This is a genomic window from Streptomyces sp. Ag82_O1-12, from assembly GCF_900182715.1.
Lineage (GTDB): Bacteria > Actinomycetota > Actinomycetes > Streptomycetales > Streptomycetaceae > Streptomyces > Streptomyces massasporeus.
In genome coordinates, this window is the sequence record NZ_FXUW01000001.1 from 5025240 (window position 1) to 5037165 (window position 11926).

Sequence of the window (11926 nt, forward strand, 5' to 3'; positions counted from 1 at the left end):
TGCGGGCGCCTATGGTGGACGCAGTGGTCGAGGCGCGACGCACGGGGGACGCAACGATGGGCGCGACGGGCGGGACGGGTGTGATGACGGAACTGGACGCGGTGACCGGAGCCGGGGCGACCGGAGCCGGGGTCGGCGCGGGCAGTGGTCCCGCCGGGCCCCTCGGCGCCGACGCGAGCGAGGCGCTGGCCGCGCTGCACCGGGTCTTCGGGTACGAGGCCTTCCGCGGTGAGCAGGAAGCGGTCATCGAGCATGTGGTGGCGGGCGGCGACGCCGTCGTGCTCATGCCCACCGGTGGCGGAAAGTCGCTGTGCTACCAGATTCCATCCCTGGTCAGGCCAGGTACGGGTGTGGTCGTCTCCCCGCTCATCGCCCTGATGCAGGACCAGGTGGACGCGCTGCGGGCCCTGGGCGTGCGGGCCGGGTTCATGAACTCCACGCAGGACTTCGACGAGCGGCGGATGGTGGAGGCCGAGTTCCTCGCCGGCGAGCTGGACCTGCTGTACCTGGCGCCGGAGCGGCTGCGGGTGGGGAGCACGCTCGATCTGCTCTCCCGCGGCAAGATCTCCCTCTTCGCGATCGACGAGGCGCACTGCGTCTCCCAGTGGGGCCACGACTTCCGGCCCGACTACCTGGCGCTGTCCCTGCTCGGTGAGCGCTGGCCGGACGTGCCGCGCGTCGCGCTGACGGCGACGGCCACGCACGCGACGCACCAGGAGATCACCGAGCGGCTGAACATGCCGACGGCCCGCCATTTCGTGGCGAGCTTCGACCGGCCCAACATCCAGTACCGGATCGTGCCCAAGGCCGACCCGAAGAAGCAGCTGTTGAGCTTCCTGCGCGAGGAGCACGCGGGCGACGCGGGCATCGTCTACTGCCTGTCGCGCAACTCGGTGGAGAAGACCGCCGAGTTCCTCAGCCGCAACGGCGTCGAGGCGGTGCCGTACCACGCGGGCCTGGACGCGGGCACCCGCGCCGCCCACCAGTCCCGCTTCCTGCGGGAGGACGGCCTGGTCGTGGTGGCGACCATCGCCTTCGGCATGGGCATCGACAAGCCGGACGTCCGTTTCGTCGCCCACCTCGACCTGCCCAAGTCGGTCGAGGGCTACTACCAGGAGACGGGCCGGGCCGGCCGTGACGGGCTGCCGTCGACGGCCTGGATGGCCTACGGACTGAACGACGTCATACAGCAGCGCAAGCTGATCCAGTCGGGTGAGGGGGACGAGGCCTTCCGGCGCCGGGCCCAGGCCCACCTGGACTCGATGCTGGCGCTGTGCGAGACGGCCCAGTGCCGCCGCGGCCAGCTCCTCGCCTACTTCGGCCAGGACCCGGACCCGTCCGGCTGCGGCAACTGCGACACCTGCCTGACCCCGCCGGAGACCTGGGACGGCACCGTCGCGGCGCAGAAGGCCCTGTCCACGGTGGTCCGGCTGCAGCGCGAGCGCGGACAGAAGTTCGGCGCGGTGCAGATCGTCGACATCCTGCTGGGGAAGCGGACCGGCAAGGTCATCCAGTTCGACCACGACCAGCTGTCCGTGTTCGGCATCGGCGAGGAGCTCACCGAGGGCGAATGGCGGGGCGTGATCCGGCAGTTGCTCGCCCAGGGGCTGCTCGCGGTGGAGGGCGAGTACGGCACGCTGGTGCTGACCGAGGCCAGCGGGGCGGTGCTCCGGCGGGAGCGGGACGTGCCGCTGCGCAAGGAGCCCGAGAAGCCGGTGACCTCCCGCTCGGGGTCCTCGTCCACGGGATCCGGGCGGGGCGAGCGCAAGGGCAAGGCCGCCGCAGCCGAGCTGCCCGAGGAGCTGCTGCCGGCCTTCGATGCGCTGCGCGCCTGGCGCGCCGAGCAGGCTCGTGAGCAGGGCGTCCCGGCGTACGTGATCTTCCACGACGCCACCCTGCGGGAGATCGCCACGGTGTGGCCGACGTCGGTGGGGGAGCTCGGCGGGATCAGCGGGGTCGGCGAGAAGAAGCTCACCACGTACGGGGAGGGTGTGCTGGAGGTGCTCGCGTCGCTGGGCGGGCCGGCGGCCTCCGCCCCCGCGGGCGACTCGTCCCCGGCCCCGACGGCGTCCGGCCAGGCTCCGGCTCACACCCCCGGTCAGGCTCCGGCTCACACGCCCGGTCAGGACGCGGGCGAGCCGGACCACTGGCCGGAGATGGATGAGGAGCCGGAGCCCGACGACTGGATATAGAGCCGGGCTCCGGCCGGGTCAGACGGATCCGGAAGCCGGGCCGGTCACAGCGCCCGTCCCGCGTACGCCCTGACATCCGCGTCGGAGTCCGTCGTCGCCGTGGCGAGCGCCGCCCGGGCCTCCTCGGTGCCGCGGTGCCGGGTCAGTGCCAGGACGGCGGCCTTGCGGACGTCGGCGTTGGCGTCCGCCAGGGCCTTGGCGAGCGCCGGGACGGCCACGTCGGGGTCGGCGACCGACAGGGCGGTGGCGGCTCCGGACCGGACCTGCCACGCCGTCTCGGACAGGGCGGCCACGGCTCGTGCGGTGAGGGACGCCGGGCAGCCGGTGGTGCCGAGTGCTCCGTAGGCCGCGGCCCGCACCAGGGCATCGGGGTCGTCGAGGAGGCCGGTGAGGGCCGCTTCGATGGCGCCCGCGGCGGGATCGGCGGCGGCAGGGGCGTCCTCCGCGAGCCGCTCGGCCCCCACCGTGGCCAGGCCCTTGGCGATCGCGACCCGGACCTCGCGGGAGGGATCGGCGAGCGCCGCGCGGGCCAGTTCGCCGGCGGCGTCGACGGACACCAGGGCGCGTACGGCCTCGATGCGCACGGCGATGTCGGAGTCCGCGAGAGAGTCCGCGAACAGGGCGGCGTCTCCGAGGCGCAGGGCGCGCAGGACGTCCAGGGCCGCGGCGCGCACCACCGGGTCCGGCTCGGCCAGGGCGGCGGCGAGACCGTCGCGCAGGTCCGGCTCGGCCGGGAGCGTCTCGACCAGCTCACGCAATGACGCGGCGGCGGCGGCACGCACCTCGGCGGCGCTGTCGCGCAGGGCGGCGGCGAGGGCGGTGCCCGTCCCCGGTGGGAGCGTCTCGGTGAGCACGGCGACGGCCTCACGGCGGACGGTGGCGACAGGGTCGGCCAAGTAGGGACGAAGAGCTGCGAGTTCGGGCTCCTCCTCGGCGAGGGCGACGAGTTCGAGGAGACGGGCGGCGGACAGCTCATCGGAGGGCGCGACGGCCGAGGACAGCGGTGGCGAGACCGGCTCCGTCGCCGCGACATCAGCCCCGGCCGCGACCGGCGCCAGGTCACGCGAGCCCGCCGTGGCCACCTCCTCGGCGTGGACCTCGCCGATGGCCCGGGAGGGGCCGCCGACGGGGTCGAAACCGTCGACCGGAACGAGATAGGGAGCCACGGGCCGGGCCGTGAACTCCATCGCACCAGAGGGGGACTTGTGCAGATCGAGGTGGTGGAACCAGGACGCGTCGTCGCGCTGCGGATGGTCGAGACGGTCGTGGTAGAGGCCCCAGCGGGACTCCGTGCGGGCCAGGGAGGACCGGGCGGCCATCTCCGCGCAGTCGCGGATGAAGGTGACCTCGGCGCAGCGCATCAGCTCGTGCGCCGTGCGGGCGCCCATCCCGGCGATGTCGGTGTGCATCCGCTCGAAGGCCTCCAGGGCCAGCGACAGCCGGGCGCCGGACTTGGGCGGGGCGACGTAGTCGTTCACGAAGCGGCGCAGCTTGTACTCGACCTGGGGCTGCGGCGGGCCGTCGGGATTGCCCAGCGGGCGGTAGATCAGCTCGTGCGCCTCGCGCAGCTGATCGGACGGCAACTCGCCCGTGTAGGCCTGGTACCGGGACGCGTCCGCGCCCGCCAGGTCGCCGAAGACGAACGCGCCGATCATGTAGTTGTGCGGCACGCAGGCCAGGTCGCCGGCGGCGTAGAGCCCGGGGACGGTCGTGCGGGCGTGCTCGTCCACGCGGACGCCGGAGGCGGAGTGGCCGCCGCACAGGCCGATCTCGGAGATGTGCATCTCGATGTCGTGGGTGCGGTAGTCGTGGCCGCGGCCGGAGTGGAAGGTGCCGCGGGTGGGGCGCTCGGTGGAGTGCAGGATCGTCTCCAGGGCCGAGACCGACTCCTCGGGGAGGTGGCTCAGCTTCAGGTAGACGGGCCCCCGGTCGGACGCCACCTCGGCGGCGAACTCGGCCATCATCTGGCCCGACCAGTAGTCGGAGTCGACGAAGCGCTCGCCGTGCCTGTTGACCTGGTAGCCGCCGAAGGGGTTGGCGACGTAGGCGCAGGCCGGGCCGTTGTAGTCCTTGATCAGCGGGTTGATCTGGAAGCACTCGATGCCGGTGAGTTCGGCGCCCGCGTGGTAGGCCATGGCGTAGCCGTCGCCCGCGTTGGTGGGGTTCTCGTAGGTGCCGTAGAGGTAGCCGGAGGCGGGCAGCCCGAGGCGACCGCAGGCGCCGGTCGCGAGGATCACCGCGCCCGCGCGGACCTGGACGAACTGCCCCGTGCGGGTGTTGAAGCCCGCCGCTCCGACAGCCCGCCCGTCCGCCGTGAGGACCCGCACCGGCATCACGCGGTTCTCGATGCGGATCTTCTCCCGCATCTCGCGCCGCCGCAGCTGCCGGTAGAGGACCTTCTTGACGTCCTTGCCCTCCGGCATCGGCAGTACGTAGGAGCCGGAGCGGTGGACCTGGCGGACGGAGTAGTCGCCGTGTTCGTCCTTCTCGAACTTCACGCCGTAGGACTCCAGCCGCTGCACCATGTCGAAGCCGCGGGTGGCGGTCTGGCGGACGGTGGACTGGTCGACGATGCCGTCGTTGGCGCGGGTGATCTCGGCGACGTAGTCGTCGGGTTCGGCCCGGCCCGGGATGACCGCGTTGTTCACGCCGTCCATGCCCATGGCGAGCGCGCCGGAGTGGCGGACGTGCGCCTTCTCCAGCAGCAGCACGTTCGCGCCGTGCTCGGCGGCGGTCAGCGCGGCCATGGTGCCGGCGGTGCCACCGCCGATGACGAGGACGTCGCAGGTCAGTTCCTCGGCGTCGGCGAGGGACGGGACGGCCAGGGGGGTGTCCGCAGGGGGGTTCACGGAGGTGGTCACCGGGGTGCCTTTCACGTACCGAGCGAGGTGAGGACGTCGCGCCGCAGGGCCACGCGCGCCGGGTCGTCGTGCGCGCCGCGCTCGCGCGGGCGGGGGATGTCCCGAACGGCGACGAGGCCGCCCGCGCCGAGCAGGGCCACGCGGTCGCCGAGGAACAGGGCCTCGTCCACGTCGTGGGTGACGAAGACGACGGTGGCGCCCGTGCCATGGAGCACCTCCACCAGCAGGTCCTGCATACCCGCCCGGGTCTGCGCGTCGAGCGCGCCGAACGGTTCGTCCATCAGGACGGCGCGCGGGCGCCCGGCCAGGGCGCGGGCCAGCTGGACACGCTGGCGCTGCCCGCCGGAGACCCGGTGCGGCAACTGCCGTGCCTGCGAGCCGAGTCCGACCCGCTCCAGCCAGGTCTGGGCCTGCTCCCGGCGCTCGGCGCGGGGCACGCCGCGGATGGCGAGGGGCAGTTCGACGTTGGCGCGCAGGGTGCGCCAGGGGAGCAGGGCGTCCTCCTGGAAGACCAGGGCCCGGTCGGCCGACGGGCCGGTCAGCGGTTGCCCGTCCTGGGCGATCTCGCCCGCGAGCGGCGCCAGCAGGCCGGCCAGGGTGCGCAGCAGGGTCGACTTGCCGCAGCCGGACGGGCCGACGACGGTGAGGATCTCGCCGGGAGCGACGTCCAGGTCGACCTTGTCCAGGGCGGGTGCGCCGGGGCGGCCGAGGGATGCGCCGGTGAGGGTGAGCCGGGTGCCGCGCACCGGGGCGGCGGGGGCGGCGGCCCCGGACGACGTGCCGCGGTCGGTGTCGGTCGACCTGTTCGGGGCGGTGTCGGACGGCGTGTTCGGGACGGTCTCAGACGAGGTGCTCATCGCGTGCCTCCTCGGATCGGGTCACGCCGGTGGCGGTGGCGGTGGCGGTGGCGGTGGCGGTGGCGGCCGGTGCCGGCGTCACGGACCGGTCGGGCCGGGGCGGCCGGGCTCCGGGCACGTACGCGGTGCGCGGCAGCCAGCGGGTGAGGCGGCGGCCCAGGAGTTCCACGGCCGTGGAGGTGAGCCAGCCGAGGACGCCGATGGTGACCATGCCGACGAACACACCGGGGTAGTCGACGACGGTGTAGTCCTGCCAGGTGCGGTACCCCACGCCGTACTGGCCGGAGATCATCTCGGCGGAGATCACGCAGATCCACGAGACGCCGATGCCGACGGACAGACCGCCGAACACACCGGGCAGCGCGCCCGGCAGCACGACCGAGCCGAGGATCCGCCACCGGCCGCCGCCCATGGTGCGCACGGCCTCCTCCCACACGGGGGTCAGGGCGCGCACGGCGTGCCGGGTGGAGACCAGGACGGGGAAGAAGGCGGCGGTGCAGGTGATGAAGACGATGCCCTGCTCGTTGGAGGGGAACAGCAGGATCGCGACGGGGACCAGGGCGATGGCCGGGATCGGCCGGATCACCTCCAGCACCGGACCGAGCAGGTCCTCGGCGAGACGCGAGCGCGCCACGAGCACGCCCGTGGCCACACCGAGGACGGCGGCCAGCAGGAAGCCGGTGAGGATCCGGGTGAGGCTGTCGGTGAGGTCCGTCCAGTAGTCCGGCCCGGACACCCGGGCGGCGAAGGTCCGGGCCACGTCGGTGACCGTCGGGAACTGCGAGAAGCGCAGCCACAGGTCGATGTTCAGGCTGGTCAGCGCCTGCCACAGCCCCAGCGCGGCGGCCAGCGACACCACGCGGAGCGCGTACCGCTTCACGACGCCCGCTCCAGGGCGTCGGTGTACGGGACGACCCGCGCTCCGCCGTGCCCGGCGATGTACGCCTGCGCGGTGTCGGGGGCGACGAAGGGCAGCAGCTTGTCGCCGTCGGCCACCCACACGGCCTTGTCGGCGAACCAGAGGGTGCCGGTGGTGGTGTCGGGGACGTAGGCGGCGCGCAGGGCGTCGCGGTGTCCGGCGACGTAACGCAACAGCTTGGAGGGGGAGTCGAACGTGACGGTCTTCGAGGCGTCCTTGGGCCAGGCCTCGCTCGCGGCGGGCGCCGGCTTCGTGGCGAGGTGCTCTGCGTACGCCGCCGGTCCGAGGGCCTTCTTCACGTACCGGTCGTCGACGAAGGAGTCGACGTCCACGTCGCCGGTGAGCTTCGCCGACTTCAGGATCGACACGTCCTGCTTCAGCGCGGAGACGAGCTGGGGCTTGATGGCCGGGTCGAAGGTGGCGATGCCGTGATCGCCGTTGTAGAGGTAGACGACCTCGGCGGGCAGGCCCGTCGCCTTCGCGACCTTCTCGGCGGCGTCCACCGGGTGGTCGTTCAGGTAGTCGGTCGCCTCCGCCTGGGCCTTCAGGAACGCCTGCAGCACGGCCGGGCGCTCCTTCGCGAAGTCCTCGCGGGCGGTGACGCCGTGGAAGGTGGGCAGGTTCAGCCGGGCGCCGTCGTAGATCGCCTTCGCCTTGCCCTGGAAGGCGAGCAGGCCGGGCCAGGCGACGAACTGGGAGAGCGCGTCCGTGCTGCCCGCCGTGAGGGCGGAGGCGCCGACGGAGGGCTGCTGGTTGAGCTTCTCGATGCCGCCGTTCGGGTCGATGCCGGCGCGCTGGAGGGCCCGTACGAGAGTGCCGTCGGCGGCCGAGCCGACGCTCGTGGAGACCTTCTTGCCCTTCAGGTCCTTCAGGGAGGTCAGCTTGGAGCCGGGCGCGGTGACGATGGTGTTGAGGCCGCCGCGGAGGTTGTAGCCGGTGACCGAGACCAGGCGTGTGGGGCTGTTCAGCTGCTGGCCGCGGGCCGCGTTGATGAGTAGTGGGAAGTCGCCCATCGAGCCGATGTCGATCTTCCCCGCGGTCATCTGGGCGGTGATGGGGGCGCCGGTGGCGTAGTCCTGCCAGTCCACCTTGTAGTGGACGCCGTCGTGCAGGGAGTTCAGCTGCTTCTCGAACGCGCCGAGCGAGCGGAGCAGGGTGCCCGCCGTGACGGTGTTGATCGTCCTGGACTGGTAGCCGACGGTGACGGTGACCGTGGAGCCGCTGCCCGCCTCGGCGTCACCGCCGCAGGCGCTGAGCGGGAGCAGGAGTACGCCGGCGGACATCGCGACCGCACCGCGTTTCAGGGTGGTTCGGGACATGACGTTTCGGGACGTCGTCGTTCGGGACATGACGGTTTCGGCCTCTCACCGGAGCAGATAGGGCATGTTGACCGTGACGGCTCCGGTGGGGCAGCGGGCCGCGCACGGGCCGCAGTACCAGCACTCGTCGACATGCATGTAGGCCTTGCCGTTGCGCTCGTCGATGGCGAGGGAGTCCAGCGGGCACATGTCCACGCAGAGCGTGCAGCCGTCGATGCACTTCGACTCGTCGATGGTCACGGGCACGTCGGCCCGCTGGTGCGCCAAGGGCATGGCTGTCTCCAGGGATGTGCGCGAGCGGGGTGGTTACCGGGTCCGGTGCAGCAGGCCGCTCATGGTGATGCGGTCGCCGCGGAAACGGATGAACTCCAGGTCGACCGGGCGGCCGTCCGCGAGGTGGGTGAGGCGTTCCAGCATGAGGACGGCGGCGCCGCGCGGGGCCTCGAGCACGGCGGCCGAGTGGGTGTCCGCGCTGACCGCTTCCAGGGTGATCTCGGCGTGGCCGAGGTGCTGGCCGGTGACGGCTTCCAGGAGGCGGAAGACGTCGGTGTTCTCCAGGTCGGCGCCGAGCAGTTCGGTGCCGATGTCGAGGGGGATGTAGGTGAGGTCGAGGGACAGGGGCAGACCGCCGAGCCTGCGCAGGCGTTCGATGTAGAGGACGTCGGTGCCGGGCGCGAGCCCGAGGCGGTCGGCGACCGGGGCGGGTGCCGGGGCGGGGCCCATGGTGCGGACCTCGTTGGTGACCCGCCCGTGTTCGCGGAGGGTTTCCGCGAGGCCCATCAGGCGGTCGAGGCCGTGGGAGTACTTGTGGGCCACGACCACGGTGCCGACGCCGGGCTGACGCTCCACGAGACCCTCCGCCCGCAGCAGGTCGAGCGCCTCGCGGACCGTGTTGCGGCTGGTGCCGTACTCGGTGGCGAGGGTCGACTCGTGGGGGAGGGTGCCGCCGGGGAAGGCGCCGGTGAGCGCCTGCTGGCGGAGCAGGTCGGCCAGTTGCCGGGCCCGGTCGGCGCGCAGCCGTCGCCGCGCGCGGTGGGCGGCGACGGTGGTCGCGGCTCCCTGTCCGGCGTGGTCTCGGATGCGGTCACTGGGCATGACTCGGACCATACCTACCCGATAGGAAAAGTAGTGTTGCGGGAATGTTGCGCCACCGGGAGTGTGACCTGTTCGACTGTTGAGCTGCGGTTTCGGCCGGTCCGCGGGGAGATCCGCCACCACGGCACGGCACGGCACGGCACGGCACGGCACGGCACGGCACGGCACGGCACGGCACGGCACGGGCCCGCCCGGCTACGACAGCGCCGTCAGCCCCGGGGCGAACGCGATCAGCAGGGGAAGCAGCGGGACGAGCGCGGCCGTCGTGGTGGTGAGGGCGCGGTGCAGGCGGTCCAGCCGGGGCGGCGGTTCCAGGAGCCGGTCGACCCGTTCGCCCAGCAGGCGGTTGCTGGAGGCGCAGGACAGCACGCCGCGGTGCTGGTTGAGCTCGATCAGGGCCAGGGCGGTCGTCAGGTGGCCGCAGCGGCGGGAGGCCGTGTCGTCGGCGGCCAGTTCGACCAGGCGGTGCGTCTGGTCGCAGAAGTGGGCGAACAGCGGGATGCGGGGGAAGCCGGTGGCCAGGGCGGTGGAGAGGTGCAGCAGCCAGTCGTGGCGGGCCCGGGCGTGGCCGCGCTCGTGGGTGAGGACGGCGTCGAGCTGGTGGCCGGTGAGGCGGTGCAGGGCGCCCGTGGTGACGATCAGCTGGGGCGGGCTCCCCGGCATCCACCAGGCGTCCGGGTACTCGTCCTCCAGGACGAGCAGCGGACCCCGGGCCGCCGGCAGGCCGGCCGGCAGGTCGGGGGCGCGCTCGCGCAGATGGGCGCGCGCCTGGGCACGCCGCCTGCGCGCCTCGACGAGCTCCCGCGCGAGCATCGCCGTCGTCCAGGCGGCGCCGCAGGCCAGCAACAGGGTGAGGGCGGCGGCCCACGGCGGGGCGGTGGACAGGTCGTACGCCGCGGTGACCGCGGGCGGCGCCGGGGCGAACAACTGGGCCCGGACCGTGCCGAAGACGGCGGCGGCGCCCAGGGAGAGCGCCGTCACGCAGGCCAGCAGGACGGTGGCGACCAGGCACTGCCAGACCCACAGCGCGACCACCGGTTCCCGCTCGGGCCACGCGGCCCGGGTCAGCGCCCGGGGAACGGGCACGGCGGCCGTCACGGCGACGACGCTCAGCAGGAGCAGGCAGACGGTCATGGCCACGGGCTCCGGTTCCTCGTCGGAAGAGGGGCGGACACGGGTGGTGCGGGGGAGGGCGGCCGCCGCGCGCACCGATGGCCACGGCGAGCGTGACGTACGTACGGGCACACCGCCCCGCGCCCAGTATGACGGGCCGGGCGGTGTGCGTCAGGGTTCGAACGGCAACGGAAAGGGACCGCAGGGGCGACCGTCGGCCGTCCCCGGCCGTCCGGCGTCAGCCCTGGACCACTCGCCCGGTCACCTCGCCCAGCCCCACCCGCACGCCGTGCGGCCCCGGCGCCCAGGCCGAGAGGGTCACCTCGTCGCCGTCCTCCAGGAACGTCCGCTTGCCGTCGGGGAGTTCGAGGGGCTCGCGGCCGTTCCACGTCAGCTCCAGCAGGGAACCGCGCTCCCGTTCCGCCGGGCCGCTGACCGTGCCGGAGCCGTAGAGGTCGCCGGTGCGCAGGGAGGCGCCGTTGACGGTCATGTGGGCCAGCTGCTGGGCGGCGGTCCAGTACATGGTGGAGAAGGGCGGCTCGGAGACGACGTGACCGTTGATCGCGACGCTGATCCGCAGGTCGTAGCCGCCGGGTTCCTCGTCGCCGTCGTCCAGGTACGGCAGCAGCTCGTGCGTCCGGGCCGGGGGCGTCACGAGGGCCTCCTCCAAGGCGTCCAGCGGGGTGATCCACGCCGACACCGACGTGGCGAAGGACTTGCCGAGGAACGGGCCGAGGGGCACGTACTCCCAGGCCTGGACGTCGCGGGCGGACCAGTCGTTGAGGAGGCAGAGCCCGAACACGTGCTCGCGGAAGTCGCCGAGGGCCACCGGCGCGCCCATCCGGGACGGCACGCCGACGACGAAACCGACCTCGGCCTCGATGTCCAGGCGGACGGACGGGCCGAAGACGGGAGCGGCGTCCGTGGGGGCCTTGCGCTGGCCGGACGGCCGTGCGATCTCCGTGCCGGAGACGACGACCGTGCCGGAGCGGCCGTGGTAGCCGATGGGCAGGTGCTTCCAGTTGGGGGTGAGGGAGTCCTCCGCGTCGGGGCGGAAGATCTGCCCGACGTTCCGGGCGTGGTTCTCGGAGGCGTAGAAGTCGACATAGTCCGCGACCTCGAACGGAAGGTGCAGATCCACCGACGACAGGGGGTGGAACAGCGGTGCGACGGTCTCGCGGTGGGACGGCACGGTCACCCAGGCGGTCAGTGCCCGGCGCACGTCCGACCAGGCGGTGCGCCCGGCGGCCAGCAGCGGGTTGAGGGTCGGCCGGGCGAGAAGGGAGGCGTACGGCGAGCCGAGCGCGTGGGCCGCGGCGCCCGCGTCCAGCACATGGTCGCCGAGCCGGACGCCCACGGTCCGGTGGGACGAGCCGGGCAGGGAGAACACGCCGTACGGCAGATTGTGCGGGCCGAAGGGGTCGCCCTCGGGGACATCGAAGGGGGGCATCGGGTGCTGCCTCGCTTTCGGGTGTGCCATCTCGTCACCACGTATTCGTGGTCGTGCCACACGTTACGGGTGACACGACGGTCCTGGGCAGAGTCCGAGGAGGTGGAGAGGGACGAACGG

The 11926-nt window shown here is 73.1% G+C and carries 9 protein-coding genes; 1 reads left to right on the plus strand and 8 read right to left on the minus strand.

Annotated features, from left to right (window positions below; all coding sequences use genetic code 11):
• Window positions 1-56: 56 nt before the first annotated feature.
• A complete protein-coding gene (gene recQ / locus QOL88_RS23135) occupies window positions 57-2192 on the plus strand; it encodes a DNA helicase RecQ (RefSeq protein ID WP_097219110.1) in 2136 nt (711 codons plus the stop codon).
• Window positions 2193-2236: 44 nt separating this feature from the next.
• On the opposite strand, the gene QOL88_RS23140 is transcribed toward recQ, so the two are convergent.
• From QOL88_RS23140 to fahA, 8 genes are all read right to left on the minus strand, one after another.
• A complete protein-coding gene (locus QOL88_RS23140; protein ID WP_257027866.1) occupies window positions 2237-5053 on the minus strand; it encodes a fumarate reductase/succinate dehydrogenase flavoprotein subunit in 2817 nt (938 codons plus the stop codon).
• Between the two features lie 11 nt (window positions 5054-5064).
• Window positions 5065-5910, minus strand: coding sequence for an ABC transporter ATP-binding protein (locus QOL88_RS23145; protein WP_257027867.1), 846 nt, complete (start codon window positions 5908-5910; stop codon window positions 5065-5067).
• Entirely contained in the window at window positions 5894-6790 is an 897-nt protein-coding gene (locus tag QOL88_RS23150; RefSeq protein WP_097219112.1) for an ABC transporter permease, read from the minus strand. The genes QOL88_RS23145 and QOL88_RS23150 overlap by 17 nt, the downstream gene beginning before the upstream one ends.
• Window positions 6787-8148 (minus strand): ABC transporter substrate-binding protein, encoded by a 1362-nt coding sequence (locus tag QOL88_RS23155; protein WP_373559302.1) that lies wholly within the window; start codon window positions 8146-8148, stop codon window positions 6787-6789. The genes QOL88_RS23150 and QOL88_RS23155 overlap by 4 nt, the downstream gene beginning before the upstream one ends.
• Before the next feature lie 45 nt (window positions 8149-8193).
• Window positions 8194-8421: a 4Fe-4S dicluster domain-containing protein gene (locus QOL88_RS23160; protein WP_097219115.1), complete on the minus strand. Its 228-nt coding sequence runs from the start codon at window positions 8419-8421 to the stop codon at window positions 8194-8196.
• A 33-nt stretch (window positions 8422-8454) separates the two neighbouring features.
• The gene (locus QOL88_RS23165) at window positions 8455-9243 is read right to left on the minus strand and encodes a GntR family transcriptional regulator (protein WP_179878936.1); all 789 of its coding nucleotides are present in this window, start codon (window positions 9241-9243) and stop codon (window positions 8455-8457) included.
• 195 nt (window positions 9244-9438) lie between these two features.
• Complete coding sequence (locus QOL88_RS23170; protein ID WP_097223142.1) at window positions 9439-10377, minus strand: M56 family metallopeptidase; 939 nt, start codon at window positions 10375-10377, stop codon at window positions 9439-9441.
• 217 nt (window positions 10378-10594) lie between these two features.
• Window positions 10595-11806, minus strand: coding sequence for a fumarylacetoacetase (fahA, locus tag QOL88_RS23175; RefSeq protein WP_097219120.1), 1212 nt, complete (start codon window positions 11804-11806; stop codon window positions 10595-10597).
• Window positions 11807-11926: the final 120 nt, after the last annotated feature.